At 44.0% G+C, this 26,644-nt stretch carries 25 protein-coding genes and 11 tRNA genes; 23 read left to right on the top strand and 13 right to left on the bottom strand.

All coding sequences use genetic code 11. The features are described 5' to 3' along the window. Positions 1-84: 84 nt before the first annotated feature. The 5 genes from L3V43_RS14290 to pilB all read left to right on the top strand — a co-directional run bounded on the left by L3V43_RS14290 (position 85) and on the right by pilB (position 5,220). Positions 85-498, top strand: coding sequence for a prepilin-type N-terminal cleavage/methylation domain-containing protein (locus L3V43_RS14290; protein ID WP_237116790.1), 414 nt, complete (start codon positions 85-87; stop codon positions 496-498). 19 nt (positions 499-517) lie between these two features. Next, positions 518-1,783: a type II secretion system F family protein gene (locus L3V43_RS14285; RefSeq protein ID WP_237116858.1), complete on the top strand. Its 1,266-nt coding sequence runs from the start codon at positions 518-520 to the stop codon at positions 1,781-1,783. 133 nt (positions 1,784-1,916) lie between these two features. Further along, positions 1,917-2,795: an A24 family peptidase gene (locus L3V43_RS14280; RefSeq protein WP_237116789.1), complete on the top strand. Its 879-nt coding sequence runs from the start codon at positions 1,917-1,919 to the stop codon at positions 2,793-2,795. A 9-nt stretch (positions 2,796-2,804) separates the two neighbouring features. Beyond that, entirely contained in the window at positions 2,805-3,434 is a 630-nt protein-coding gene (gene coaE / locus L3V43_RS14275; RefSeq protein WP_102056262.1) for a dephospho-CoA kinase, read from the top strand. A gap of 109 nt (positions 3,435-3,543) precedes the next feature. Further along, on the top strand, positions 3,544-5,220 hold the full coding sequence (pilB, locus tag L3V43_RS14270) for a type IV-A pilus assembly ATPase PilB (protein ID WP_237116788.1): 1,677 nt from the start codon (positions 3,544-3,546) through the stop codon (positions 5,218-5,220). An 840-nt stretch (positions 5,221-6,060) separates the two neighbouring features. On the opposite strand, the gene rlmM is transcribed toward pilB, so the two are convergent. From rlmM to hemA, 12 genes are all read right to left on the bottom strand, one after another. Continuing rightward, positions 6,061-7,146, bottom strand: a complete 1,086-nt coding sequence (gene rlmM / locus L3V43_RS14265) for a 23S rRNA (cytidine(2498)-2'-O)-methyltransferase RlmM (protein ID WP_237116787.1) — start codon at positions 7,144-7,146, stop codon at positions 6,061-6,063. Positions 7,147-7,159: 13 nt separating this feature from the next. After that, a complete protein-coding gene (locus L3V43_RS14260; RefSeq protein WP_102056260.1) occupies positions 7,160-7,528 on the bottom strand; it encodes a DUF423 domain-containing protein in 369 nt (122 codons plus the stop codon). Next, on the bottom strand, positions 7,521-8,159 hold the full coding sequence (locus tag L3V43_RS14255) for an alpha/beta family hydrolase (protein WP_237116786.1): 639 nt from the start codon (positions 8,157-8,159) through the stop codon (positions 7,521-7,523). The genes L3V43_RS14260 and L3V43_RS14255 overlap by 8 nt, the downstream gene beginning before the upstream one ends. Beyond that, a complete protein-coding gene (locus tag L3V43_RS14250; protein WP_088531408.1) occupies positions 8,156-9,061 on the bottom strand; it encodes a transcriptional regulator GcvA in 906 nt (301 codons plus the stop codon). The genes L3V43_RS14255 and L3V43_RS14250 overlap by 4 nt, the downstream gene beginning before the upstream one ends. 85 nt (positions 9,062-9,146) lie before the next feature. Beyond that, positions 9,147-10,001: a 3-deoxy-8-phosphooctulonate synthase gene (gene kdsA / locus L3V43_RS14245; RefSeq protein WP_010370475.1), complete on the bottom strand. Its 855-nt coding sequence runs from the start codon at positions 9,999-10,001 to the stop codon at positions 9,147-9,149. A 10-nt stretch (positions 10,002-10,011) separates the two neighbouring features. Beyond that, positions 10,012-11,262 (bottom strand): DUF819 family protein, encoded by a 1,251-nt coding sequence (locus tag L3V43_RS14240; protein ID WP_237116785.1) that lies wholly within the window; start codon positions 11,260-11,262, stop codon positions 10,012-10,014. 36 nt (positions 11,263-11,298) lie between these two features. Beyond that, positions 11,299-12,165, bottom strand: a complete 867-nt coding sequence (locus L3V43_RS14235) for a tetratricopeptide repeat protein (RefSeq protein ID WP_017217935.1) — start codon at positions 12,163-12,165, stop codon at positions 11,299-11,301. A 149-nt stretch (positions 12,166-12,314) separates the two neighbouring features. Further along, entirely contained in the window at positions 12,315-12,689 is a 375-nt protein-coding gene (locus tag L3V43_RS14230) for a SirB2 family protein (RefSeq protein WP_029215915.1), read from the bottom strand. A gap of 8 nt (positions 12,690-12,697) precedes the next feature. Beyond that, positions 12,698-14,239 carry a response regulator gene (locus L3V43_RS14225; RefSeq protein ID WP_010607350.1) on the bottom strand — a complete coding sequence of 514 codons (1,542 nt, stop codon included), beginning with the start codon at positions 14,237-14,239 and terminating at the stop codon, positions 12,698-12,700. 47 nt (positions 14,240-14,286) lie between these two features. Further along, positions 14,287-15,129 carry a peptide chain release factor N(5)-glutamine methyltransferase gene (gene prmC, locus L3V43_RS14220; protein WP_237116784.1) on the bottom strand — a complete coding sequence of 281 codons (843 nt, stop codon included), beginning with the start codon at positions 15,127-15,129 and terminating at the stop codon, positions 14,287-14,289. Beyond that, positions 15,129-16,217: a peptide chain release factor 1 gene (gene prfA / locus L3V43_RS14215; RefSeq protein ID WP_010607352.1), complete on the bottom strand. Its 1,089-nt coding sequence runs from the start codon at positions 16,215-16,217 to the stop codon at positions 15,129-15,131. Before prfA ends, prmC begins: the two co-directional genes overlap by 1 nt. 7 nt (positions 16,218-16,224) lie before the next feature. Further along, positions 16,225-17,481, bottom strand: a complete 1,257-nt coding sequence (gene hemA, locus L3V43_RS14210) for a glutamyl-tRNA reductase (RefSeq protein ID WP_010370453.1) — start codon at positions 17,479-17,481, stop codon at positions 16,225-16,227. An 83-nt stretch (positions 17,482-17,564) separates the two neighbouring features. On the opposite strand from hemA, the gene lolB reads away from it, so the two are divergent. The 18 genes from lolB to L3V43_RS14120 all read left to right on the top strand — a co-directional run bounded on the left by lolB (position 17,565) and on the right by L3V43_RS14120 (position 25,217). After that, positions 17,565-18,149 carry a lipoprotein insertase outer membrane protein LolB gene (lolB, locus tag L3V43_RS14205; RefSeq protein WP_158299104.1) on the top strand — a complete coding sequence of 195 codons (585 nt, stop codon included), beginning with the start codon at positions 17,565-17,567 and terminating at the stop codon, positions 18,147-18,149. Then, entirely contained in the window at positions 18,146-18,994 is an 849-nt protein-coding gene (gene ispE, locus L3V43_RS14200) for a 4-(cytidine 5'-diphospho)-2-C-methyl-D-erythritol kinase (protein ID WP_237116783.1), read from the top strand. Before lolB ends, ispE begins: the two co-directional genes overlap by 4 nt. 92 nt (positions 18,995-19,086) lie before the next feature. Beyond that, a complete protein-coding gene (locus tag L3V43_RS14195) occupies positions 19,087-20,034 on the top strand; it encodes a ribose-phosphate pyrophosphokinase (protein WP_010370444.1) in 948 nt (315 codons plus the stop codon). A 161-nt stretch (positions 20,035-20,195) separates the two neighbouring features. After that, the gene (locus tag L3V43_RS14190; RefSeq protein ID WP_102056255.1) at positions 20,196-20,804 is read left to right on the top strand and encodes a 50S ribosomal protein L25/general stress protein Ctc; all 609 of its coding nucleotides are present in this window, start codon (positions 20,196-20,198) and stop codon (positions 20,802-20,804) included. Between the two features lie 19 nt (positions 20,805-20,823). Next, entirely contained in the window at positions 20,824-21,408 is a 585-nt protein-coding gene (gene pth, locus L3V43_RS14185) for an aminoacyl-tRNA hydrolase (protein WP_010607356.1), read from the top strand. Between the two features lie 96 nt (positions 21,409-21,504). Continuing rightward, positions 21,505-22,596, top strand: coding sequence for a redox-regulated ATPase YchF (gene ychF / locus L3V43_RS14180; protein ID WP_010370435.1), 1,092 nt, complete (start codon positions 21,505-21,507; stop codon positions 22,594-22,596). 310 nt (positions 22,597-22,906) lie between these two features. Further along, positions 22,907-22,983: transfer RNA gene (locus L3V43_RS14175), tRNA-Met, on the top strand. Between the two features lie 200 nt (positions 22,984-23,183). Next, a tRNA-Leu gene (locus L3V43_RS14170) sits at positions 23,184-23,268 on the top strand. 39 nt (positions 23,269-23,307) lie between these two features. Next, positions 23,308-23,382: transfer RNA gene (locus L3V43_RS14165), tRNA-Gln, on the top strand. Positions 23,383-23,423: 41 nt separating this feature from the next. Further along, positions 23,424-23,508: transfer RNA gene (locus tag L3V43_RS14160), tRNA-Leu, on the top strand. Between the two features lie 162 nt (positions 23,509-23,670). Then, a tRNA-Gln gene (locus tag L3V43_RS14155) sits at positions 23,671-23,745 on the top strand. Positions 23,746-23,786: 41 nt separating this feature from the next. Next, positions 23,787-23,871: transfer RNA gene (locus tag L3V43_RS14150), tRNA-Leu, on the top strand. A 39-nt stretch (positions 23,872-23,910) separates the two neighbouring features. Continuing rightward, a tRNA-Gln gene (locus L3V43_RS14145) sits at positions 23,911-23,985 on the top strand. A 2-nt stretch (positions 23,986-23,987) separates the two neighbouring features. Then, a tRNA-Met gene (locus L3V43_RS14140) sits at positions 23,988-24,064 on the top strand. Positions 24,065-24,073: 9 nt separating this feature from the next. Next, positions 24,074-24,158, top strand: a tRNA-Leu gene (locus L3V43_RS14135). 217 nt (positions 24,159-24,375) lie between these two features. Next, a tRNA-Gln gene (locus tag L3V43_RS14130) sits at positions 24,376-24,450 on the top strand. Between the two features lie 41 nt (positions 24,451-24,491). Then, positions 24,492-24,576 (top strand) — tRNA-Leu (locus L3V43_RS14125). Between the two features lie 86 nt (positions 24,577-24,662). Next, a complete protein-coding gene (locus tag L3V43_RS14120) occupies positions 24,663-25,217 on the top strand; it encodes a hypothetical protein (RefSeq protein ID WP_206471296.1) in 555 nt (184 codons plus the stop codon). A gap of 117 nt (positions 25,218-25,334) precedes the next feature. Here the strand turns inward: L3V43_RS14120 and L3V43_RS14115 are convergent, their stop codons facing one another. Further along, positions 25,335-26,501 (bottom strand): FAD-dependent oxidoreductase, encoded by a 1,167-nt coding sequence (locus tag L3V43_RS14115; RefSeq protein WP_237116782.1) that lies wholly within the window; start codon positions 26,499-26,501, stop codon positions 25,335-25,337. Between the last annotated feature and the right edge of the window lie 143 nt (positions 26,502-26,644).

The raw sequence follows: 26,644 nt of genomic DNA, 5'->3' as shown, positions 1-26,644 counted from the left end.
GATTGGTAATTATTGCAAAGGTTTTAATAAACGCTTAACTTAAACATTGTACGGTTAAGTCACTTAAAATTTAGGAGACACATCATGACTCAAAAACAACAGGGTGGTTTTACCCTAATCGAACTAATGATTGTAGTAGCAATCATCGGTATTCTAGCCGCAGTAGCTTTGCCTGCTTATCAACAATATTCAGATAAGGCAAAATACACTGAAGTTGTTATGGCATCAAATGCTGTAAAAACAGCCGTGGAAATTTGTGCACAGGTTGAAGGTGGTTTAACTAATTGCAAGCAAGGTACGAATAGCGTTCCAGCTGATAATACCACTCCACAAGGCTATGTTACATCAGTAAAGTGGGACGAAGCCAAAGGAGAGATAACAGTTACTCCAGTTGCTACAGGTGGGATAGTCGCAACAGATACCTATGTGCTGAAAGCAACCTACGCCAACGGAAGAGTTACTTGGGCAGATAACTGTAGTACAACTCAACTTTGCTAATTTAAAACACCAGCCAATGATGATTATTTATTGGCTGGTACACTTTCAAACGATAGAGAATACCTTGACTAAACTGGACGAATTAAACACTTATATTTGGACTGGTGTAAATAATAGAGGCAAGAAATTAGAGGGTGAGCTAACAGGTCAAAGTGTAGCCTTGGTAAAAGCACAGTTACGAAAACAAGGTATCACTCCCTCCAAAGTTAAGAGAAAACCCAAACCTTTATTTAATTTTGCGGGCTCTCAAAAAATCAGTTCAGCTGATATAGCTACCACAACTCGCCAAATCGCAACAATGTTAATGGCGGGTGTATCTTTAGTGCAAACGTTAGAAATGCTAGCACGAGGCATAAAAAACAAAAGCCTATCAAAATTGATCAGTCATATTTGTGGTGAAGTCAAAGCAGGCCAGCCCTTTGCTAAATCCCTAAGAGCTTATCCAAGATATTTTGATGAACTCTATTGTGATCTTGTCCATTCAGGGGAGCAGTCTGGTGCACTTGATACCATATTTGACCGCATCGCACTCTATAAAGAAAAAACAGAAGCGCTTAAATCTAAAATCAAAAAAGCACTTTTTTATCCAATTGCTGTGATTGTTGTCGCGCTAATTGTTACTTCAATATTATTGATATTTGTTGTACCTCAATTTCAAGATATTTTTGCTGGTTTTGGTGCTGAACTCCCTGCCTTTACCCTAATGGTTATCGCGATTTCCGAATTTATGCAGGAATACTGGTGGGTATTTGTGCTTGGTATTGGCCTTTTTGGTTATACCTATAAAGAAATGCTTATTCGCAGTGCTGCGGTAAAGCATTTTAACGATCGTATGGTTTTACGTATTCCAGTGATTGGCGAGATCCTTAAAAAAGCCGCAGTAGCACGTTATGCTCGTACCCTTTCGACCACCTTTGCCGCAGGTGTTCCACTTGGTGATGCACTCGATTCTGCTGCAGGTGCATCAGGCAATATTATCTACAAAAATGCAATTAAAGAGATTAAAGCAGAGGTTAACTCGGGTAATCAAATGCACTGGGCAATGCATAACACCAAAGTCTTCCCAGATATGGTGGTGCAAATGGTGTCTATTGGTGAAGAATCAGGCTCTTTAGATGGTATGTTAGCAAAGGTTGCTAACATCTACGAACAAGAAGTCGATGATGCGGTGGATGGCCTTTCTAGCCTATTAGAACCACTCATTATGGTGGTACTCGGCGTACTGATCGGTGGCCTGATTATTGCCATGTACTTACCGATATTCCAACTAGGTTCAGTTATTTAATTTTGTTCACAAAATTACACTATTTAGAGGTGCAGTGCTGTGCCTCTCAATAGTGCTGTGTGGTAAACTGCAAAAACCTATACCGAGTATGCCTCGGTAATTTAAACAAAAAATATAAGCAAGCGCCCAACTTATGCAAGATATTATCAACTTGATGCAAACCCAGTTATGGTATTGGTTACTCACCGTAGGACTCGTTAGCCTTTGCATCGGTAGCTTTCTCAATGTGGTTATTCTTCGCTTACCTAAAATGATGAAGCAGAGCTGGCAATCAGAATGTCGCGTGTTGCTTGCCGATGAGCTACCTAAACAAACCACTGAAGCACCCGTATTTAATTTAATTAAACCAAATTCTCAATGCCCGAGCTGTAAAACGCCGATTAAAGCGTGGCAAAACATTCCACTGATCAGCTGGCTATTATTAAAAGGCAAATGCAACCACTGCGACGCGTCAATCTCTGTACGCTATCCTTTGGTAGAGCTAACAACCGCCCTACTCTCCATATGGGTTGCGTGGTATTTTGGTGCCACTTTAGAAGCCACTCTATATATTTTGATTACTTGGGTATTAGTCGCACTTACGGTTATCGATATCGACGAAATGTTGCTGCCCGATCAGTTAACGCTACCAACCTTATGGTTAGTACTGGTTGCCAGTTGTTTTGGTGTTGGCATCAAGCCCAATGATGCCATCATTGGTGCGGCCATAGGTTATTTGAGTTTATGGAGTGTGTATTGGCTCTTTAAATTACTTACAGGTAAAGAAGGCATGGGCTATGGCGACTTTAAACTGCTAGCCATCTTTGGGGCATTGATGGGCTGGCAAGCAATTCTAACCATAGTGCTACTTTCAAGCCTGGTCGGGGCAATTATTGGTAGCCTCCAATTAAGTGTTCAAGGCAGAGATAAAGCCACCCCAATCCCATTTGGCCCTTACTTAGCCATCGCAGGCTGGATCACCTTAATGTACGGCGAGCAGCTGCAGCTGTGGTACGTAAACTTAATAATGTAAAGTAAGACAATGCTAAAAACGAATAATTGGATTTTAGGGGTGACGGGCGGTATTGGTGCGGGTAAAACGGCCATCACTAACCACTTGCAGCAAAAAGGGATAGAGATTGTTGACGCCGATATCGTCGCACGAGAAGTAGTCGCGCTTGGCAGCGCTGGCCTGCAAGCAATTGCTGATGAGTTTGGCAGTGCCATTTTACAGCCTGACGGCAACTTAGACAGGGCCAAGTTAAGAGCCATTATTTTTGCTGATGCCGACAAAAAACAGTGGCTTAATGAGCTACTTCACCCACTTATCCGTAATGAAATACTCACGCAGTTAAACGCAGCGCAAAGCGATTACGTGGTTTTAGCGGCGCCCCTGCTGTTCGAAAATGGCTTAGAGCGCTACTGCGACGCCACTTTACTTGTTGATGTCGCGGTTGATACGCAAATCGCAAGAACAACCAGCCGTGATTCGGTAGATGCAGCGCAAGTAAACCGTATTATCGAGTCGCAGTTACCGCGCTCAGATAAACAAGCAAAAGCGGACTACATACTAGACAACGACCGACCGCTACTTGAAAGCCTGCAAGAGGCAGATAGATTACACAGTGAGTTTATCAATCTAGCAAAAGTGAAAGTAAGACTAAATAATTAGGCTAGACTTGGCTGTAAAACTTAATCTACACTCACAGTGATAACTTGGCATTTTTCCAACTTAATGATAAATATTGAATATGCATTCAATGTGAAGGCAAAGAGGTACTATGGAACATCATTCCCCGCTACTGCGTAAATTTATTACCTTAGGGCGAGTTACTGCTGAGCAAATAAAGTCTCGCCAGTCAGAAGCAAACACCACCGCCGAGTTGATTTGCCTAAGTTCAGGAATGAGCTCCAAAGAGCTAGCTGAAGAATGCCTAGACTTATTCAAAGTGCCCTTTTTTAATCTTGATCACTTTAACGTTAGTGAAATTCCACCGGCGCTAGTCAAAGAAAAACTGATCCGTAAGCACCATATTTTACCGCTGGTACAAAAAGGTAGAAAACTCTATGTAGCGGCTTCCGATCCTACTGATTTTGGCGCATTTGAAAACTTTGAGTTTAGTACTGGATTACAGTGTGAAGTCTTAGTCGCCGACTACAAAAAGCTCGAAGCAAAGATTGAGCAGCTGTTTGATGCAACGGGCGGTCTCTCGATCTCTGAAGAAGAATTTAAAGAATTTGCCGACTTAGAAGTTGATGACGAGCCTAAACAGCAAAACACCAACGAAGATAAAGACGATGCGCCAATCATCGTTTATATCAATAAAATCTTAATGGACGCGATAAAAAAAGGCGCGTCGGATCTGCACTTTGAGCCCTACGAAAAAAAATACCGCGTGCGTTTTCGTATCGATGGCCTGCTGCATGAGATGGCAAGTCCACCAAACACACTAGCGACTCGCCTCGCCGCCCGTATCAAAGTGATGGCACACTTAGACATAGCAGAAAAACGCAAACCGCAAGATGGCCGTATTAAATTAAAGATTTCCGAGCGCAAAAGTATCGACTTTCGTGTGAGTACGCTGCCTACCATGTGGGGCGAGAAAATCGTAATGCGTATTCTAGATTCGTCCAGCGCCATGCTCGGCATTGACGTGCTAGGTTATGAACCTGAGCAAAAGCAGCTTTACCTCGACGCACTAGAGCAGCCTCAAGGCATGATTTTGGTAACCGGCCCAACGGGTTCCGGTAAAACCGTGTCACTTTACACTGGCCTGAATATTCTTAATCAGCCAGAGCGCAATATCAGCACAGCGGAAGACCCTGTCGAAATAAACCTTGAGGGTATTAACCAAGTACAAATCAATACCAAAGCGGATATGACCTTCGCCAATGCCTTGAGAGCATTTTTGCGTCAGGATCCTGATGTGGTGATGGTTGGTGAGATCCGTGACCTTGAAACCGCTGAGATCTCAATAAAAGCCGCCCAAACTGGGCACTTAGTACTGAGTACGCTGCACACCAACTCTGCGCCTGAAACACTCACCCGTCTTTTAAACATGGGCGTGCCAGCGTACAACGTAGCAAGCTCGGTGAGTTTGATTATTGCCCAGCGTCTCGCAAGACGTCTTTGTCCTAAGTGTAAAACACCTGAAACGCTGCCGGAAGAAGCCTTGTTAGGGCAAGGCTTTACTGCCGAGCAAATTAAAGAGATTACCCTTTTCGCGCCTAAAGGCTGTGAAAACTGTACCGACGGTTACAAAGGCCGTGTGGGTATTTATGAGGTGGTAAAAATCACGCCAGAGCTTTCGCACCTGATCATGGAAGGGGGCAATTCTCTTGAGATTGCCGAAAAAGCAGAGCAGTTAGGTTTTGATAACTTACGTAAATCTGGCCTGAAAAAAGCCGCCGCAGGGGTGACATCGCTTACAGAAATCAACCGCGTAACGAGTTATTAAGACTGATTGATTAAGACAAAAAGATCGCGATGTGAAATCGCTCCTACAAATAAGCTAACCCCCGTGTGGGAGGCGCTTTACGCGGCGAGCTTTATGAAAAAGATCGCGATGTAAAATCGCTCCTACAAATAAGGTAACATCGATGTGGGAGCCGCTTTATGCGGCGAGGTTGGTGAAAAATATCGCGATGTAAAATCGCTCCTACCAATAAGCTAACACCCGTGTGAGAGCCGCTTTATGCGGCGAGTTTGATGAAAAAGCTCGCGATGTAAAATCGCTCCTACAAATAAGGTAACATAGGTGTGGGAGCCGCTTTATGCGGCGAGCTTGATGAAAAATATCGCGATGTGAAATCGCTCCTACAAATAAGATAATACCCGTGTGGGAGCCGCTTTACGCGGCGAGCTTGATGAAAAATATCGCGATGTGAAATCGCTCCTACAACTAAGCTAACACCCGTGTGGGAGCTGCTTTACGCGGCGAGCTTGATGAAAAATATCGCGATGTAAAATCGCTCCTACAAATAAGCTGACATCGGTGTGGGAGCCGCTTTACGTGGCGAGCCTGATGAAAAATATCGCGATGTGAAATCGCTCCTACAAATAAGGTAACATAGGTGTGGGAGCCGCTTTACGCGGCGAGATTGATGAAAAAGATCGCGATGTAAAATCGCTCCTACAAATCAGCTAACACCCGTGTGAGAGCCGCTTTATGCGGCTAGCGTGATGAAAAAGATCGCGATGTGAAATCGCTCCTACAAATAAGCTAACACCCGTGTGGGAGCCGCTTTATGCGGCGAGCTTGATGAAAAATATCGCGATGTAAAATCGCTCCCACAAATCAGCTATACAAATTTTGCGGTACTTTAAGCACATTAATATGTACTGTGACTTCCTCACGGTCATGATATAGGTGTTTTGCTTGGATCTCGTAATCCACATTGTACTTTTGCAGCTCTTCATGGATAAGCGTAAGACATTCATACACGCTATCGAAGCGTTTTTTCATCGGTAGCTTTAAGTTAAAGATCAGTTCTCGAGCGAACGCATTCACCACCCAGTCCACCATTAAATCTGCAACACGCGTTGGCTTTTCGACCATATCACACACCAGCCAATCAATATTGCGTTTTTCTGGGCGATATTTGAATCCATCTTCACGATAGTGCTTCACTTGTCCCGTTTCCATCAGGTCATCATTCATCGGGCCATTATCGATTGAGGCGACGAACATGCCACGGCGTACGAGTTGGTATGTCCACCCCCCAGGACAAGCACCTAAATCAACGGCTCGCATCCCCGCACGCACACGTGTTTCTTGCTGATCTTTAGGCACAAAGACATGGAATGCCTCGTCTAATTTTAGCGTCGAGCGACTTGGTGCGTCGGACGGCATTCTCAGACGCGGGATCCCCATAAAGAATGGCGAATTGTTATCACTAAACGAATAACCAACATAAGCGGTGTTATTGGCAAGGAACAATACATGTAATACAGGCTTGGCAGGTTTTACCTCACGAGTCAGCTTGTTTTGCTTCTCGAGCGCCTTAGACAAAGGCGTTGAAAACTTTTTGCAGAATTTAGAAAGTTCCTTTCCTTCATTAGTATCTGGCGTTTCAACGCGCAGCTCACCACACAAAGGAAAATCTTCCACAGCCGCTTTTATCACGCTCACTCTGTCTTCAATCGGCATATGGGTATGTAAAGAGCCAACAAACCACTGCCTTGCAAACACCAGTTTCTTAAAGTCGATTTTTTTCGCTAAGGTCTCAGCATCATTTGGCGAAAAACACTCAAATGTTACAAAAGCAGTATTCGGCTTAGCTTTTACGTAGCCAGCAATTCCATGCTTTGCAGCATAATGATTAATTTCGGCTGCGGCGTCACTTTCAAAACCACCGCGACAATAGATAACGATACTCGACATTAGATTCTCTAGATTAAAAGGAAGATTTAGCAGCTTGAACTATCAATAAAATCCAAGCAATTAAAAAACAGGTACCACCAATTGGAGTGATAGGCCCTAGCCATTTCATACCCGTTAAGGCAAGTAAGTACAAACTACCACTAAATAGCAGTACACCAGCAATAAACAGGCCACCAGCAACTTGTACCTTGAGGCCCCATTTGATTAAAAACGCGGTGGCAATAATGGCAAGGCCGTGAGTCATTTGGTACTGTGCCGCCGTATTAAAAATACCAATGGCATAGTCGCTCAAACGTCCTTTGAGACCGTGAGCGGCAAACGCGCCTAGAGCCACAGACAATAAACAAAACACACTGCCAATAATCAAGTAGAGCTTAGCCATGACAGCGCTCCTTAATAAAATTCGCCGCAATCACGGCAGCATTCGCGCGGCTCTCTGACTCGCTTACACCACTCACCTTACGTGGCTTGAGTGAATGGTCGCCATCTTTGAGCCATTTCACCATGACTTGCTCTGGAAAGCACATGGCATCAACCTCTGTGCGGTTGCCAAAGGTATCACGTTCGCCTTGTAAAATGAGCAGCGGGCATTTCAGCTCAGGAAAATGGTCCACTCTGAGCTTTTCCGGCTTACTAGGCGGGTGGAATGGGTAGCCAAACGCAAGTACTCCTTCCACCTTTACAGTGGTTTCACAGGCCAGCATAGATGCCATACGCCCGCCCATTGACTTACCACCAATGAAGAGCGGTAGACTTGGTTCTACTGCTGCCAGTACTTGTTGAAAATACGCGAGCAGCTTAGGGGCACGCTCTGGTGGGCGTTTTTTCCCTTCTTGTTTGGCTTGCTGCATATATTCAAAATCAAAGAGCCCAACTTGAACGCCCTTAGAAGCAAGCAATTTAGCCATTTCTTGCATAAAATCGCTATCGCTTCCAGCACCTGCACCATGGGCAAAAATAAACTGTGCAACTGGATTTTCAGCATAGTGCCATTCAATATTTACTGCGCTCATAAACTATTTAACTCTTGTTCGTGTTCTACCATACCGAGCATCCATTCTTTGAATGAAACTATTTTACCCAGCTCTGACTGCGACTCTCTAAATACCAAATAATAGGCATTTTTACTTTCGAGGTGGTGACTAAACGGAATAACCAGTCGCCCTGCATCTATATCCGGTCTTGCCAGTACGCTATTTCCCAGCGCCACACCTTGGCCGTGAATTGCTGCCTGTAACACCATAGAAGAGTGACTGAAGATAGGCCCGGTATTTACCGCCACATTTCTGACCCCAGCGGTTTTCATCCATGCCTTCCAAGCGCGACGCGTGGTGTCATGGAGTAAAGTATGTTGCGCTAGGTCGCTTGGCTGATTTAACGGTTTTGGGCCGGTTAATAAAAATGGACTACATAACGGCACTAAATACTCAGTATGTAGCTTATGGGTTTGCACCCCATTCCAATTACCACGACCGTAGTAAATCGCGACATCAACGTCATCCGTTAACGAGTTGTCGTCGTGATCTTGGGCTTTGATCCGTACGTCGATTTCAGGGTGCAACTCATTAAAGTTACTCAGCCTTGGTACCAACCATTGAATTGCAAAGCTTGGCGTCAAACTCACCGTTAGCGACCCTTTTGCGCCTCGTGCTAGGAGCTTTTCAGTCGCATCGATTAATTGTGAAAAAATATCTTTAATATCGAGGTAATAGCCCTGCCCTTCCTCAGTTAACAGTAAGGAGCGATTTTTTCGCAAAAACAGTTTTAAACCTAGATGTTCTTCTAAGATTTTAATTTGATGACTAACCGCAGCTTGAGTGACGTACAACTCCTCTGCTGCTTTGGTAAAGCTCAGGTGTCGTGCCGCCGCCTCAAAGGCTTTTAATGCATTTAATGGTGGAACTCGTCGTGACATTCATTCATGCCTATAAAAAACCCGCTAACCGCGGGCAAGTAAAATCCCCAAACAACATCTAATTATGAGGTCGCTTGGGTATAGATTATAAATCAGCTGCGCTGGTGTCCAGTGGCGCAAAACTCTTAACTAGTTCATCTACCGCTTTCATCTGCTGTAGGTAGCCTTCAAGTTTAGCCAATGGCAATGCACAAGGACCATCACACTTAGCTTCATTTGGATTCGGATGCGCTTCAATAAAGAGTCCAGCTAACCCAAGTGCCATACCGCTACGAGCAAGCTCAGCAGCCTGAGCACGGCGGCCATCGGCAGAGTCGCTACGACCACCTGGACGCTGTAGCGCATGTGTCGCATCAAAAATAACAGGAGCCATACGCTTCATGTCATCCATGCCCAGCATATCTACGATCAAGTTGTTATAACCAAAGCTGCTGCCGCGTTCACAGAGGATAACTTTGTCATTGCCCGCTTCATTGATTTTCTTAATGATATGACGCATTTCATGTGGCGCTAAAAACTGTGGTTTTTTCACGTTGATCACCGCGCCAGTTTCTGCCATAGCGACAACCAAGTCAGTTTGACGGGCAAGAAACGCAGGTAACTGGATCACATCAGCAACTTCCGCAACGGGTTTTGCTTGGAATGGCTCATGCACATCGGTGATAACCGGTACATTAAAGGTCTTTTTGATTTCTTCAAAAATCTTTAAGCCTTCTTCCATGCCAGGGCCACGGTAAGAATTAATTGACGAGCGATTAGCCTTATCAAATGACGCTTTAAATACGTATGGGATCCCAAGTTTACTTGTGACCTCAACGTAATGCTCTGCGATTTGCATTGCTAAATCACGAGATTCAAGCACATTCATTCCACCGAACAGTACAAACGGCTTATCGTTTGCGACTTCTCGTCCCGCAACGTTAATAATATCTGTATTCATTTTTTATCCTTTAGCTGCCTATTACACGAAGCAATTGTCCGCATAACCAAGCCATATAAGTACCAAGGGCATAACCAAGCACCGCCAGTAACACACCGACCGGAGCAAGGGCTGGGTGGAACGCCGAGGCCACCACCGGCGCAGATGCCGCACCACCAATGTTTGCCTTACTGCCAACGGCAACATAAAACACAGGTGCTTTAATTAATTTAGCAACGATAAATAACAAACCAACATGCACGGCCATCCAAATAACACCAATAACGACGTATTTAGGTGCCTCAACAATTTTGGTGATATCCATGTGTAGACCAATGGTTGCTACTAAAATATATAAAAAGCTTGAGCCAATTTTTGACGCGCCAACCGCTTCATATTGACGTGCTTTGGTAAACGAGAGTGCCAGACCTATGGTCGTAACGAGAACAATGATCCAAAATAGTTTGCTATGAAGAGAAAACTTCTTCAGCTCTGGGTAATTACTACTAAAAAATGGCACCAGTAAGTCTGCAGCAAAATGCGCAAACCCCGTTGCACCAAAAGCAAAACCAACTAGGATCATCAAATCTTTGAGCTCGGGTTTTCTTGCGTGCTCAGCTTCAAATGCTTGTACTTTGTCAATTAGGCGGTTGATTGAAGAAGTATCCGCCCCTGTTCGCGCATCAATTTCTTTATTGCGCGCCGCCATATAGAGCAAGCACGCCATCCACAAGTTTGCGACAACAATATCAACCGTTACCATGATGGTGAAGATTTCTCCGCCCGCGCCGTAAATCTCTTTCATCGCCACCATATTGGCACCGCCACCAATCCAGCTTCCTGCAAGCGCGGCCATACCACGCCATACGGCTTCTGGGCCTGTTACACCAAGTAGCTCAGGCATACAGGTAGCAGTAAGTAAAAGCGCAATTGGGCCACCAATCACCACACCGACCGTTCCCGTTAGGAACATGATAATCGCTTTTTTACCCAAGGCCGCTATCGATTTTAGGTCAATACTCAGTGTCAATAACACCAAACAAGCGGGTAACAGATAATACTTTGCTACCGTGTAAACATCATTATTGTTGCCATCAACGATACCAAAGGTATTTAACAAAGATGGTAAGAAATAACACATCAACAGCGCTGGCACGTACTTGTAAAACTTTGCCCAAACTCCGCTTTTTTGACTCGATGTGTAAAAAACAAATCCCAGAATAACGGCCAATAGGCCCATAATTACCGCGTTATTGGTAACGAGCGCAGCGCTTTGCTCCATAAATCCTCGCTGTTATTATTTTCTATATAACTATTTTTAATGCAAAATATTATTATGATCGGCCAACTCTTTGATCTGATGCTGGATCACTTCAATGGTTGGGTCGTCCGGACATTCATCAACAAAAAATTGTAAGTCGTCTTTTGCCATCTTCGGACAATTTAATTGGTTGAGTAGATAGCCTCTATCACGACGTTCGTAAGGATCATCGCCTAAGATATCCATCAATTGCTCGACGCAACTTAGCGCGTGACCAAACTTTTCAGCCGCAATAAACGCCCATTTTTGCTGAGACAAATAAAGCTTTAACGACTCTTCGTTAAAAATAAGCTCCATCGGCTCTTGGTCTTTTTCTTGCTCTTTGTCTTGGTTGTTTTCGTTTTCTGGAATTATGTACCAGCTCTGATGGCCTGAGCTTGGCTCAATGACGTAACCTTCTTCTTCGCTAAAAGCGACGTGTACGACAATCTCTCCTTGGCTTAGGGCAAGACTGGCCTCTAATTTCGCTCGTTCAAGCAGATGCACTAAAACAAGACCCAGTGCGGTATTGGTACCACTGCGCATAGAAAGTGCGTAACAAACGCTATTGAGCTTATATTCAGGCACCTTTTGACTGCTACCACTGAATAGCCACAAGGTATAAAAAGCGTCTAAGATTTCATCCAAACATTTATGATTGTTTGTATGCTTATGGCGAATTTCATCCACGGCAAATTCAAGCTCTGCTAACTGACACAAAGTTTCATTGGTGTCAGCTTGTGCATCCCAACTTTGCTCAGCCTTGATACAGCGGATCAACGGCGGATAGGAAAATGCATCTGAATTGTCATCGAGAGATAAGTCATTCTCATCTAACCAGATATCATTCTTCATAGAATTCGGTTTCTCTTGAATTGCTTTCATTTAGAACGACTAGTTTACCACTTTTTGTCATATTCCCAAGGGGGGAAATTTAGTAATACCAATCTATCGTTCGCTGAAATAGTAAAAATGTTTACTTATTATGGAGATATTGAAGCGCTCGGTGATAAACCAAGCGCCAATTGAAATGGTTAAGCAAAGAAGCCTTGCTTGCTTACGGCGAGATGCGCGATGGCCATTAGTACCAATGTTGCAGCGCCTAGCGCCAAATATTTGGTCTTTTTAACACTTGCTTTTGCAATTACAAAGCCCAATGCGATATAACCAAACACCAATACGATTTTTTGTAGTAGCCAAGGTTGTTGTGCAGGATTGAGCCCCGCCGTTACCGCCAAAATGACCGCTGTAACTAACAACAAAGTGTCTACGCTGTGGCTGGTAATAAACACGCCTTTGTTTGTTGCTAATTTACCTGAACCCAAACGCGAAAACGCGCGAGTGTAAAAAAGCACTATGCTCAATACCACAAATAGTAAGTGCGTATGTTTTAACGCCATGTAATCCATATTATTCTCTAATCAGGGAAACGTTGTAGGATCAATTCTAACTCATTAATACAACGGTTGAATACATCCACGAGTTTGGGATCAAAGTGTTTTCCCTTTTGCGCAGTAATCTCTTTTTGCGCTTCTTCTTGGCTCCATGCCTCTTTGTAGCAACGTTTATGGCGTAACGCATCATACACATCAGCTAGCGCTACGATGCGACCATAAAGGTGTATTTCATCGCCTTTTTTACCTTTCGGATAACCGCTGCCATCCCATTTTTCATGGTGGTCACGAGCGATTAGTGCGCCCGCACTGACAATCTCACGGCGAGAGTCTTTTAACAAGTCAAAGCCTTTGTCTGTATGGGTTTGCATGACTTTCCACTCTTCGTCATCCAGCTTGCTAGGCTTATTTAAAATCGCGTCAGGAATACCAACTTTACCCACGTCGTGCAGTGGTGACGCCATTTTCACCAGCTCAGCTTCTTTATCAGAAAGACCCATTTCTTTGGCAAGCGTATGACAAAGATATGCAACGCGCTTAACATGATTGCCGGTATTGGTGGAATGAAGCTCAAGCGCTTCACTTAAACGGATCACCAGTTCTTGCTGGGTATCTTCAATCTCGGCTTGTAGCTGTACATTTTCGTACGCCAATTGCATATTCTGGGCAAAAATATCAATTAAATGACGCTGAGTTTCGGTTAAGAATTCAGGAATACCAGACACAAATAGCATTGAGGCGTGGTTATAGTCACTGGAGCAATAGGCAAATAGGTAATTGTCTTTATATACAATATCTTTATCTTGTAGTGCTTTTAAGCAGGCATCCATTTGATCGCTGCTAAGCACTTCAGAAATCGGCTTACCTTCACTACTTTCAAACTCTCCACGCCCTGCAAATACAACCAGTTGATCGTTCGTTTGGCCAGCTTCTTTACCCGCCGCAAGTGACGTTGCATACATAGCTTGGTCGACCGTGCCTATCAGCGAAGTAAGTTGCTGTAGCACGCCCTCAATAAAACTCTCAATTGAGTGAGTAGCAAAAATATCGCGAGAGGCTTTAATGATTTTCTCAAGCCCTTGTCTTGATTGATCGATGGCGAGAATGTCACGATATGAACGTAAACTCGACATGACGACAGTAAAGAGCTTTTGCGCGGTGAGTTCTGTTTTTGACTTATAGTCGTTGATATCGTAGTTCACGATAACTTGGCGCTCAGGCGCTTGGCCCGGCTGACCAGTTCTTAAAATGATACGGATATGATTGTTTTTGGCGGTTTCACGAATGTATTTTGCGACCTGCAAGCCAGCATCGTCGGTTTCCATGACAACATCCAGCAAAACCACCGCAGCATCGGGGTTGGCATCGACGATTTTCTTTGCTTCTTCCCCCGAATAAGCGCTAATAAATTCCAGACGCTTTTTTTGAAACTCAAAGTCACTCAGTGCTAACTTTGTCACTGCATGCACTTCGGGCTCATCATCGACAATAATAACCTTCCAAGTGCCTACTTTTTCAGGTTCAACTACGTCAGCGGGTTCGTCTGAAAACAAAAAATCATCCATATTGCGGATCCTATTGAAGCGCCTAACTTTCGTGTGAGTTCGTGACTTTACGGCAACATTGCCAACGTCACTCTATCACACCCTGCCATATCTTTTATTGTAAGTATATTAATATACGCCATTTCTGCAAAAAACTGTTGGATCTTATCTGCTTGCTCAAAGCCATGTTCAAGCAGCAAATATCCCCCCGAGTTCAGATGTTGCTTAGCCGTCCTGATGATATGAAAAATATCCGCATAGCCATGGTCATCCGCGACCAGCGCACTGAGCGGCTCAAATCTCACATCCCCTTGTGATAAGTGATGATCGGCTTCATCAATATAAGGTGGATTACTCACAATCAAATCAAACTGTTGCTCTGCAACTGCGCTAAACCAATCACTTTGCAAAATCGAAACGTTTCTAAAGCCCAACTGAGATTGATTAGACTTTGCAAGCGCCACGGCGTCTGCTGAAGCATCTACTGCGGTGATTTGCCAAGCCGGATATTCACTCGCCAGCGCCAGTGCAATCGCGCCAGTACCTGTGCCTAAGTCTAGCACCTGAGCGTCATTTGGCATATTGAGTGTTAAAACATGCTCAACCAGTGTTTCAGTATCAGGTCTTGGAATAAGTGTGCTGTTGTTGACTTTTAAAGGCAGGCTCCAGAATTCCCTTTGACCTGTGATGTGTGCCACGGGCTCTCCCGTAACACGGCGTGCGATACATTCTTCGAATTGCTGCTGCTCTAGTGCAGAAAGCTCTGCTTCGGGCCAAGTAAAGAGATAAGTGCGGTTTTTATCGATAACATGGAGTAATAGCACTTCGCTATCGAGCTTTGCTGACTCGGAGTGTGGTAACAGTTCAGAGGTTGCCCAAGCAACGGCTTGGGCAATGTTAAGTGTTGGCATTAATCGCTTTCGCTCATAGCTGCCAGTAGATCAGCCTGATATTCAATAACCAGCGGATCGATAACAGCACCCAACTCACCGGAGATCACTTCATTAAGGCGATATAGCGTCAAGTTGATACGGTGATCGGTAATACGGCCCTGCGGGAAGTTGTAAGTACGAATACGCTCAGAGCGGTCACCGCTACCTACTAGATTACGACGTTCAGAAGCTTCTGCTGCTGCACGTTTTTCATCTTCTGCTTGCTGTAAGCGCGCACTTAGTACAGACAGCGCTTTCGCTCTATTTTTATGTTGTGAACGTTCGTCCTGACATTCAACCACAACGCCTGTCGGCAAGTGAGTGATACGAATAGCAGAATCGGTTTTGTTTACGTGCTGACCACCTGCGCCCGAAGCACGGAAAGTATCCACTTTTAGGTCAGATGGATTAATTTCAATTGCTTCTGCCTCTGGGATCTCTGCCATCACGGCAACCGTACATGCAGAGGTGTGAACACGGCCTTGAGATTCCGTTTCAGGCACACGTTGTACACGGTGAGCACCAGATTCAAACTTAAGTTTGCCATAAACACCGTCGCCACTAATGTTAGCGATAACTTCTTTATAGCCACCGTGCTCGCCTTCGTTAGCGCTCACGATTTCAACGCGCCACTTTTGCGTTTCTGCATAGCGGCTATACATACGGAATAAATCGCCAGCGAAAATCGCGGCTTCATCACCACCTGTTCCCGCACGCACTTCCAAGAATACGTTGTTATTGTCTTTTGGATCTTTGGGTAACATCAATACTTGAAGGTCATCTTCAAGCGCAGCAATGGCAGCTTTTGCTTCTTTATACTCTTCCTGTGCCATTTCACGCATGTCTGGATCTGAGTCTTTTAGCATTTCTTCAGCAGTTGCGACGTCTTCCTGAGCCTGTTGGTAGGCTGTAAACGCTTTAACTACATCTTCCAATTCTGAAAACTCTTTTGACAAGGCGCGAAAGCGGTTCTGATCGCTAATCACCTCAGGCGAGCTTAGCATCGCTTGAACTTCTTCATAGCGCTCTACTAAGGTTTCTAACTTACGATATACAGACTCTTTCATTTACACGTTATTCCTGCTCAATACCTAATGTTTGCTTGAGTTGCGCTAACTTATCTATATCGCCTTCTTTCGCAGCCTCTTGAATGGCGCGCGTTGGTGCGTGTGTTAGTCGATTACTCAGCTTATTTGCTAATTCAATAATAATTTTATCTGCTTCTTTGCCCGATTGTAGCTGATTTAGTGCTTTGTCCACGAGCTCATTTTTAATTTCTTGCGCGCTTTGGCGATACTGTCTAATCACATCCACTGAATGCAGCGAACGTTGCCACTCGGAAAACTCTTGCGTGCGTACATCGATGATCTGCTGCGCTTCAATAGCCGCCTGTTCACGACTGGCCAAGTTTTCATTGACTATCGCCTGCAGGTCATCAACTGAATAAAGATAAGCAGCATCCAACTCTGACACTTGGCTTTCGATATCGCGAGGCACCGCGATATCAATAAATAACATTGGTTTATGGCGACGTTTTTTAAGCGCTTGCTCGACCACTCCTTTACCGATAATTGGTAAGGTGCTCGCAGTTGAACTAATAACAATGTCTGCACTTGGTAGCGCATCTGGTAACTGTGCCAGTGAAATAACACTGCCGCCAACTTCTTTTGCTAGGTTTTGTGCGCGCTCAATTGTGCGGTTCGCGACTGTGATTGACTTTGGATTATGCTGCGATAAGTGTTTAGCAACTAACTCTATTGTTTCACCGGCACCAATTAACAAGACCTGAGTTTTATCCAATTGACCATAAATATGCTTTGCTAAATTAACAGCGGCATACGCCACTGAGACAGCACTTGCACCAATATCGGTTTCGGTGCGCACTTGCTTCGCCACCGAAAAAGTTTTTTGGAATAAACGCTCAAATGTTGGCTGAATTGCATGGTGTTGTTTGGCCGTACTAAAAGCTTGTTTAATTTGGCCAAGAATTTGTGGCTCACCTAACACCAATGAATCAAGACCGCAGGCAACTCGCATTAAATGGTTCACTGCATCCTGATTCATATGCACATAGACATTTTCTGTTAAGTCTCGTTGCTCTATGTTATGAAAATCTGACAACCAACCGAGTAGTGCTTGGGGATCAGCAGACTCAAGGCTACAATAGATCTCGGTTCGATTGCAGGTCGACACAATCACAGATTCTTTAAACTGCGAAGAATGTTGGAGTTGGTGCAATGCTTCTGTAAGCTGTTCTGGAGAAAACGCCACTTTTTCACGTAATTCTACAGACGCGGTTTTGTGATTGATACCAAGTGCGATGATGGTCATAGATGCCAGTATTGCTCGAGCCCTGCTTTAAAGCCGGCAATTTTACCAAAAATCAATCGAATATGGAAAGTAAGGAAAGGCCTTTGAGACAACTTCATTTGATTTTACTCATATTTTTATTAATTTTAACCGGTTGTGCGCAACAATTACCTCAGCAAAACGTAGCACAAGACTGGCAATCTAGGCTAAAACAACAAAAAAATTGGCAAGCGAGAGGTAAACTTGCATTTATTGCCCCAGACAATCGTCAATCAGCTAACTTTAATTGGTATTTAAAAGAAGAGAAACAAAATCTGATTTTAACCAGTTTTGTGGGCACTCGCATATTCGAGCTAGAAGAATTAGACACACATTCGGAGCTGACCTTTGAAGACAATGTCCATAAAGGCATGGACAGTAGCGATTTGGTTAAGCGTTTAAGTGGTCTCTCTCTTCCGGTCAATCAAGCCCCTCAATGGCTAACGGGCTTAGTTGAAGCACCAGCCAGTGAACTTGATGATCTTGGCAGAATAAGCAATGCACAGTGGCAAAGCCCATCTGGCCGAGTGTGGCAAATCACCTATCAACAATATAAAATGCAAGACGGAATGTGGCTGCCTAGCCGCATGAAACTCTCGTCGACCAATATTGAGGTCAAAGTATTAATCACTTCATGGCAGTTTAAATGAAGACATTGACGCTAAGCGCACCGGCAAAATTAAATCTTTTTTTGCATATCAATGGCCGTCGAGAAGACGGCTACCATGAACTAGAAACTTTATTTACTTTCTTAGATTTTGGTGATGAATTAGCATTTACGCTAACCAGTAACCAGCAGGAAATCGTCATTTGTGGTGACACCGCAGGTATTCCACTTGAAGATAACCTCATTTATAAAGCCGCCAAAATTCTTGAGCCCTATAAAAAAATAACTGCTGGTGTCGATATTCAGTTAAATAAACGGCTTCCCATGGGTGGAGGTGTTGGTGGTGGCTCCTCCGATGCCGCGACAACTTTATTGGCACTCAATACGCTGTGGCAATGTCAGCTTACTATCCCAGAACTTGCAAAACTCGGTCTCCAACTAGGCGCCGATGTGCCTGTTTTTGTTGAAGGTAAAACAGCTGTAGCCCACGGCGTTGGCGAGCAACTTGAGCCAATTGACATCGAAAAAAAATGGTATTTGGTGGTTGCCCCCCCCGTTCATGTCAGCACCGCGTTAGTCTTTACCCACCCAGACTTACCGCGCAATACGCCTAAGCTAAAAAACGGTTGGAAACTCTCGGATACGGGCAACGACTGTCAAACTCTTGTCAAAAAGCTTTACCCCGAGGTTGAAAAGACCCTCGCGTGGTTGCTAAAATATGCACCAACCAAAATGACTGGTACTGGAGCTTGTTGTTTCGCGGAGTTTAAAAATCGTGAGGCAGCGCTGCGTGTGCTCGAAACTCTACCTTCATCTTGGCAGGGCTTTATTGCCCAAAATACAAGTGAGTCAATTTGTCATCGACAATTGCGCGCTTGGCAAAACTAGAAGTAAATTGTTTAAGTTAGCTTGTTTTGACTTTTTTATTTCATGGTCATTGCATGTTAGTCCAAAAAATTCAGTGCCTGAGGAACCCTACCGTGCCCGACATGAAGCTCTTCGCTGGTAACGCAACACCTGAGCTAGCTCAAAAAGTTGCAAAACGTTTGTTTATTGAGTTAGGTGATGCCGTTGTTGGCCGTTTTAGCGACGGTGAAATTAGCGTTCAAATCAACGAAAACGTTCGTGGTTCAGATGTATTCATCATCCAATCAACATGTGCTCCTACAAATGATAATTTAATGGAGTTAATCGTCATGGTTGATGCGCTACGTCGTGCATCTGCTGGTCGTATCACAGCCGTTATTCCTTATTTCGGTTACGCACGTCAAGACCGCCGTGTGCGCTCTGCTCGTGTTCCAATTACTGCTAAAGTTGTTGCAGACTTCCTTTCAAGCGTAGGTGTTGACCGTGTTCTTACCGTTGACCTACACGCAGAACAAATCCAAGGCTTCTTCGACGTACCTGTTGACAATGTATTCGGTAGCCCAGTGCTAATCGAAGACATGAAAGAGCGTAAGTTCGAAGATGTAGTAGTAGTTTCACCTGATATCGGTGGTGTGGTTCGTGCTCGTGCGATTGCAAAACTGTTAGATGATAAAGACCTAGCGATCATTGATAAGCGTCGTCCACAGGCTAACGTTTCTCAAGTTATGCACATCATTGGTGATGTTGCTGGTCGTGACTGTATCATTGTCGATGACATGATAGATACAGGCGGTACTTTATGTAAAGCAGCAGCAGCACTTAAAGAGCATGGTGCAAAACGCGTATTCGCTTACGCAACCCACCCAGTACTTTCGGGCAATGCTGCGGAAAATCTACGCAACTCAGTTATCGATGAAGTTATCGTGACTGATTCAATTCCACTTTCTGATGAATTGAAAGCGCTTGATAACATCAAAGTACTAACACTTGCAGATATGATGGCCGAAACTATCCGCCGTATCAGCAACGAAGAGTCAATCTCTGCGATGTTTCAACACTAATCGGCACCAAAACTGATTAGCCAAAAAGCACCTCTGGTGCTTTTTTTGTTTTATAGGTTTCATTGCAAGTGCGTTAGTGGTATATTGGCGCGCCTTTTTTAGGCAGGGAGCTTGGTCGCGAGCTCTCTGACACATTAACTTAAATTATTTTGGAGACATCCATGTCTGTATACAAATTAGACGCTGAAGTACGTTCTGACCTAGGTACTGGTGCGAGCCGCCGCCTACGTCGCGCTGACAAAGTTCCTGCAATCCTATACGGTGCTGGTAAAGATGCAGTTTCACTAACTTTTGATCACAACAAAGTATTGAAAGCGCAAGAAGACGAAGGTTTCTACACTCACATCCTAACGCTAAACATTGGCGGTGAGTCTGTTGAAGCAATTCTTAAAGATATGCAACGTCACCCGTACAAGCCTAAGATCACTCACTTAGACTTCCAACGCGTTGATGCTTCTCAAAAGCTTCACACTAAAGTTCCTGTTCACTTCATCAACGAAGAGAAAGCAACTAAAGGTGGCAACACTATCGTTCACCAACTAACTGAAATTGAAATCACTTGTCTTCCAGCAAGACTTCCTGAGTTCATCGAAGTTGACGTAGCGACTCTAGCTGTTGGCGAAACTCTACACCTATCTGATATCAAGCTTCCAGCTGGCGTTGTTTCAGTTGAACTTGCTAAAGGTGCAGATCACGACCAAGCGGTTGTTTCAGTAAACGCTCCTAAAGCAGCTCCTGCTGAAGAGTCTACTGAAGACGCAGCTGAGTAATTGTTCAGGTGTTAACACCTTGAATAATATTCAAATGCTTGTGGGCCTGGCAAATCCAGGCCCCGAATACGCAAACACCCGTCATAACGCTGGCGCTTGGTTTATCGAAGAACTAGCCAGAAGATACAACTGCCTCCTAAAACCAGACGCTAAACATCACGGCCTCACCGGCAAAGTGCTCATCAATAACCAAGAGTTTAAATTGCTGATCCCTACGACTTATATGAACTTAAGTGGTAAAGCGGTCGCGAGTCTTGCCAATTTTTATAAGATCCCCGTCGAGAGCATTCTTGTTGCTCACGATGAAATGGATTTAGAACCCGGTATCGCCAAACTCAAAAAAGGTGGTGGTCACGGCGGTCACAATGGCTTAAAAGACATAATCGCTAAAATGGCAAATAACAAAGAATTTATGCGATTGCGCGTTGGTATTGGTCACCCAGGACACAGAGACAAAGTCACGGGGTGGGTTTTAGGCAAAGCACCACAAGCTGATCAAGAGAAAATTGATGCCGCTGTGGATGAAGCAGTCCGATGTATGGAAATACTCGCAAAAGACGGTGTGTTAAAAGCGCAAAATCGACTACATTCATTTAAACCGTAACAGTTCACTGCTGCGATTGATTGAGTAATACCTAAGCTTCTCGTTCGCCATGATGCGTGCTTGAGATAATACGGTAGAAATTTAGGAATAAACACTATGGGTTTTAAATGTGGCATTGTTGGTTTACCTAACGTAGGTAAATCTACTTTATTTAATGCGTTGACTAAAGCGGGCATTGAGGCCGCAAACTTTCCTTTCTGTACTATCGAACCGAATACCGGTGTAGTACCAGTACCAGATGCTCGTCTTGACCAGCTAGCTGAAATTGTAAATCCTCAGCGTACTATCCCAACTTCAATGGAGTTTGTGGATATTGCCGGTTTGGTAAAAGGCGCTTCAAAAGGCGAAGGTTTAGGTAACCAATTTTTGGCAAACATCCGTGAAACGGATGCTATCGGTCACGTAGTTCGCTGTTTTGAAAATGAAAATATCGTTCACGTTGCTGGTCAAATCGATCCTGCTGAAGACATTGATGTAATCAACACTGAGCTGGTACTTGCAGACATGGATACTGCTGATCGCGCAGTTTTACGTAACGCGAAGAAAGCGAAAGGCGGCGATAAAGACGCGAAATTTGAACTCGTTGTACTTGAAAAAGTGAAAGCGCACTTGGACGAAGGCTTAACGCTTCGCTCACTTGAGCTAAATAAAGAAGAAGCGGCAGCAATAAGCTACCTAAACTTTTTAACGATCAAGCCAACTATGTACATCGCCAATGTTAACGAAGATGGCTTTGAAAACAACCCATTCCTAGACAAAGTACGTGAAATTGCAGCAGCAGAAGACGCGGTTGTGATCCCAGTATGTGCAGCAATTGAGGCTGAACTTTCTGAACTTGAAGAAGAAGATAAGAAAGAGTTTATGGATGACTTAGGCTTAGAAGAGCCGGGCCTAAACCGCGTGATCCGTGGTGGTTATGAGTTGTTGAAACTGCAAACTTACTTTACAGCTGGCGTAAAAGAAGTACGTGCATGGACTATCCCTGTTGGCGCGACAGCACCTCAAGCTGCTGGTAAAATCCACACAGACTTTGAACGTGGTTTTATTCGTGCACAGACTATCGGCTTTGATGATTATATCGAGTTCCGTGGTGAATCTGGTGCGAAAGACGCAGGTAAAATGCGTCAAGAAGGTAAAGAATACATCGTAAAAGATGGCGATGTGATGAACTTCTTATTTAACGTGTAACCATAGTTACTACACGCTATTTCAATAAAAGGAGCTTCGGCTCCTTTTTAGTTTTATCAACTCTGCTTGTTAATCAAATAAGTACCCTGCTCTTCAGAGTAAGTTATAGACTTCAAAGGAATAAAAATTCACAGGTTTTGTTAAAAATTTGCAATTGCCCCGCATGATTTGATATAAAAACAAGCCGTTTCGCTTAATTTATCTGCAAACAAACTGTGTTAGCAGATTTTTTGCAAAAAAGGTGTTGACGGCTTGGGGGCATATACGCATAATACGCCCCGCATCAGCGATGATGAGAAGTTAAAGAGATGGCTATGTAGCTCAGCTGGTTAGAGCACATCACTCATAATGATGGGGTCCCCTGTTCAAATCAGGGCATAGCCACCATGCTTTAACTACTACCAAAACTCATCGATTTGTTGTCGCAAAAAATATGCGTAAGTAATGGAATTGGCAGTTGTCTTAATATAGACGCTGGATTTAGGTTCCAATATCTAATGCTAAAAGATGTGCGGAAGTGACGGAATTGGCAGTTGTCTTAATATAGACGCTGGATTTAGGTTCCAATAACTAATGCCAAAAGATGTGCGGAAGTGGCGGAATTGGTAGACGCGCTGGATTTAGGTTCCAGTATCTTCGGATGTGAGAGTTCAAGTCTCTCTTTCCGCACCATGTTCTTTTAAATCAGAACTCAAAAAGATTTTACTTCGTTGGAGTATCGCCAAGCGGTAAGGCAGCGGGTTTTGATCCCGCCATTCCCAGGTTCAAATCCTGGTACTCCAGCCATCTCTTTTTGAGATGTTAGCTACAAATAAAATATCTACTGTGCGGAAGTGGCGGAATTGGTAGACGCGCTGGATTTAGGTTCCAGTATCTTCGGATGTGAGAGTTCAAGTCTCTCTTTCCGCACCATGTTCTCGATTGGAACTAAAACAATCAAATTTTCGTTGGAGTATCGCCTCGACATGAAGTGGAAGCGGTAAGGCAGAGAAGAGAGAGGTTTTGATCCCTCACTCATCCACCCCCAGAATCAAATCCTGGGTTCAGCAATTTAAGTTAGATTTGAGTTTTCGTTGGAGTATCGCCAAGCGGTAAGGCAGCGGGTTTTGATCCCGCCATTCCCAGGTTCAAATCCTGGTACTCCAGCCATCTCTTTTTGAGATGTTAGCTACAAATAAAATATCTACTGTGCGGAAGTGGCGGAATTGGTAGACGCGCTGGATTTAGGTTCCAGTATCTTCGGATGTGAGAGTTCAAGTCTCTCTTTCCGCACCATGTTCTTTTAAATCAGAACTCAAAAAGATTTTATTTCGTTGGAGTATCGCCAAGCGGTAAGGCAGCGGGTTTTGATCCCGCCATTCCCAGGTTCAAATCCTGGTACTCCAGCCAATGGCTATGTAGCTCAGCTGGTTAGAGCACATCACTCATAATGATGGGGTCCCCTGTTCAAATCAGGGCATAGCCACCATTTACAAATGCGGAAGTGGCGGAATTGGTAGACGCGCTGGATTTAGGTTCCAGTATCTTCGGATGTGAGAGTTCAAGTCTCTCTTTCCGCACCATGTTCTTTCAAGTAGAACTCAAACGCTTGAACTTACCTCTACTGCTGGGTGTTGCCTCGACACGAAGTGGAAGCGGTAAGGTAGCCTAACTCAAATCTGGGCTAAATAAGATTTGAACTTACCTCTATTGCTGGGTATTGCCTCGACACGAAGTGGAAGCGGTAAGGTAGCCTAACTCAAATCTGGGCTAAATAAGATTTGAACTTACCTCTATTGCTGGAGTATCGCCAAGCGGTAAGGCAGCGGGTTTTGATCCCGCCATTCCCAGGTTCAAATCCTGGTACTCCAGCCATCTCTTTTTGAGATGTTAGCTACAAATAAAATATCTACTGTGCGGAAGTGGCGGAATTGGTAGACGCGCTGGATTTAGGTTCCAGTATCTTCGGATGTGAGAGTTCAAGTCTCTCTTTCCGCACCATTTAGTAACAATTTCTTTTCTCTTTATTCATTCCTAGCTCATTTTCCTAATGTTACTTTTATACTTTCTCCGTGTTAGGAAAGAAAGTGCTAAAGTCTTTATTTCTTTTATTTTCATTAATTATTTTCAGTATACCTAGCTTTGTAGAAGCGAGGGCTAGCTCAATTTGCTCTCCATCACACATAGAAATAGCACTCAAGCATTTTAGCTACTGTCAGCCCTCGGAGCAGGCAAATAAAGTTTCATTTCAAACTTTTATTAACGATACCTACTCAGTTGTGATTCGCGACAACTCTTCTGAACTAACGTTAAGCTGGATAACTGGCGCTACCGCGCTTGCTGGTCTACCTAACAAGTACGATTTAACACCTCTTGAGTTTATGACACGAGCTTTCAATGGTACGTTTGATATACAGAGTGAAGACATGCAGAAAGTCAGTGCTGAGCTTGGCGTTATAGACGAAGCAAATGTATTTACCGCTACTCACGGAGCAAAACATATTTTTTCTTCTATCAGACCTTCAGGGGTTCAAACTGCTTACATTTTGCAGCCCAACAGTGATTGGTTATTAAGGCTAGATGGCAAATTTGATATTAATACCTTGATGTATGTCGTCGATAAGCTAACACTGATGAGATGATCTCGGCACTAAATAATGAAGCGTGCAGTAATACCAATTTATCTTAATACTTGCTCCTTCAAAAAGATCACTTAATTAAGTAAATTGGTATAACACGCTCAGTGTAGAGAACAAAGATTAAAAACCAACTCCGCCCATGGCGTGCTTAAGCACTTCTGTTTTTATCGGTCCAGCTTTATTCGCCACATTCAGCGCCAGATTTCTCAAATGCTTTAACGGTGTTACTTGATTCGAAAAGCCAAAATAACACGCATCCATCATACTCATCATCAAAAGGTTGTCTTTCCTACGCTTTGACTCGTAATGATGTAGTGCACTGCTGTCACCAATATCTTCTTTTGCCTCAATCGCTTCGGCAAGTGCCGCTACGTCTTTAAAGCCAAGATTTACTCCCTGCCCTGCTAACGGATTAATGGTATGAGCTGCATCTCCTACTAATACCACTCGTTCGCTCACGTATTGGTTAGCATGTTGCCTTGCTAAAGGAAAAACCGCCACTTCTTCAATCTCAAAGTCACCGGGTAGCTCAAAAAATGCAGCTTTTACTTCTTGTTTTAGCGCCTGCTTATCTAGTTGCTTAAGTAAATTGAGTTTATTGCCGTTGTCATACCAAATCAGATTGGCATACGGATACTGCATAGGTAAAAAGGCAATGGGACCTGATGGCTTAAATTGCTGCCATGTTTTTTCTTGCTGCGGCGCGTCGAGTTTAATCAGCAGCCCCATACAATGTTGCTCATATTGCCACCCCGTCACGCCTATGCCACTCATTTGTCTGACGATAGAACGGCCACCATCAGCTGCAATTAACAAATCGGTGGTAAAGGATGCTGCTTGATACTCAATCGTCACGGAATCCTCATTATGAACAATGCGCTTTGGGATCCCCTCTGGTGAAACCACTTTGATATCAAATTCCTCAAACTGTTGCCACAATGCTGCTTGAATGAGGTTATTCTCAATTAAGTGGCCTAAGTGCGAGGCGTTTAGCGCTTCACAATCAAATATCAATTGCCCTGGCTTATCCTCATAGGCTTCTAGCTGCTTGTAAACCGCGGCTCTGGTGCTTCTTAACACAGGCATAGCACCAAGCTCATCTAGTAACTGCTCGGAAAAGCGATTGATAGCAGAAACGCGAATATCTACCTTATCACTTGCGAGTATTGCATCAGGTGAGATGGGAGAATGTTCAATAATGGTTACGTCAACACCTTGCTTCGCTAGCTTAACAGCACACGCTGCACCAACCATGCCACCACCGACTATCAGAGCCTTGTTTTTCATGCCATATTCCACTTAATTGAGTCTTTGCGCATTGTAACGCATATAAAAACAGATGTTTGCTTAAAACACTCTGTATTGATCCACATTTTGAAAGTTAAAATCTATACTTGGCTAGACAAGATAGGTCATATAAAATACGCGTC

The sequence above is a fragment of the Pseudoalteromonas sp. L23 genome (assembly GCF_021728455.1).
GTDB lineage: Bacteria > Pseudomonadota > Gammaproteobacteria > Enterobacterales > Alteromonadaceae > Pseudoalteromonas.
The sequence above is the reverse complement of the archived record's forward strand: the minus strand, read 5'-3'. Positions and strand labels throughout refer to the sequence as shown.

Bases quoted from the DNA above. Each gene is read 5' to 3' on its own strand.
- L3V43_RS14285 (WP_237116858.1), top strand. From the start codon at position 518: ATGATTATTTATTGGCTGGTACACTTTCAAACGATAGAGAATACCTTG.
- kdsA (WP_010370475.1), bottom strand. From the start codon at position 10,001: ATGAATACAGATATTATTAACGTTGCGGGACGAGAAGTCGCAAACGAT.
- L3V43_RS14260 (WP_102056260.1), bottom strand. From the start codon at position 7,528: ATGGCTAAGCTCTACTTGATTATTGGCAGTGTGTTTTGTTTATTGTCT.
- L3V43_RS14235 (WP_017217935.1), bottom strand. From the start codon at position 12,165: ATGAAAGCAATTCAAGAGAAACCGAATTCTATGAAGAATGATATCTGG.
- L3V43_RS14255 (WP_237116786.1), bottom strand. From the start codon at position 8,159: ATGAGCGCAGTAAATATTGAATGGCACTATGCTGAAAATCCAGTTGCA.
- hemA (WP_010370453.1), bottom strand. From the start codon at position 17,481: ATGACCATCATCGCACTTGGTATCAATCACAAAACCGCGTCTGTAGAA.
- L3V43_RS14225 (WP_010607350.1), bottom strand. From the start codon at position 14,239: ATGGATGATTTTTTGTTTTCAGACGAACCCGCTGACGTAGTTGAACCT.
- L3V43_RS14240 (WP_237116785.1), bottom strand. From the start codon at position 11,262: ATGGAGCAAAGCGCTGCGCTCGTTACCAATAACGCGGTAATTATGGGC.
- L3V43_RS14290 (WP_237116790.1), top strand. From the start codon at position 85: ATGACTCAAAAACAACAGGGTGGTTTTACCCTAATCGAACTAATGATT.
- L3V43_RS14280 (WP_237116789.1), top strand. From the start codon at position 1,917: ATGCAAGATATTATCAACTTGATGCAAACCCAGTTATGGTATTGGTTA.
- pilB (WP_237116788.1), top strand. From the start codon at position 3,544: ATGGAACATCATTCCCCGCTACTGCGTAAATTTATTACCTTAGGGCGA.
- L3V43_RS14115 (WP_237116782.1), bottom strand. From the start codon at position 26,501: ATGAAAAACAAGGCTCTGATAGTCGGTGGTGGCATGGTTGGTGCAGCG.
- rlmM (WP_237116787.1), bottom strand. From the start codon at position 7,146: ATGTCGAGTATCGTTATCTATTGTCGCGGTGGTTTTGAAAGTGACGCC.
- L3V43_RS14250 (WP_088531408.1), bottom strand. From the start codon at position 9,061: ATGTCACGACGAGTTCCACCATTAAATGCATTAAAAGCCTTTGAGGCG.
- L3V43_RS14190 (WP_102056255.1), top strand. From the start codon at position 20,196: ATGTCTGTATACAAATTAGACGCTGAAGTACGTTCTGACCTAGGTACT.
- L3V43_RS14230 (WP_029215915.1), bottom strand. From the start codon at position 12,689: ATGGATTACATGGCGTTAAAACATACGCACTTACTATTTGTGGTATTG.
- prmC (WP_237116784.1), bottom strand. From the start codon at position 15,129: ATGCCAACACTTAACATTGCCCAAGCCGTTGCTTGGGCAACCTCTGAA.
- ispE (WP_237116783.1), top strand. From the start codon at position 18,146: ATGAAGACATTGACGCTAAGCGCACCGGCAAAATTAAATCTTTTTTTG.
- coaE (WP_102056262.1), top strand. From the start codon at position 2,805: ATGCTAAAAACGAATAATTGGATTTTAGGGGTGACGGGCGGTATTGGT.
- ychF (WP_010370435.1), top strand. From the start codon at position 21,505: ATGGGTTTTAAATGTGGCATTGTTGGTTTACCTAACGTAGGTAAATCT.
- prfA (WP_010607352.1), bottom strand. From the start codon at position 16,217: ATGAAAGAGTCTGTATATCGTAAGTTAGAAACCTTAGTAGAGCGCTAT.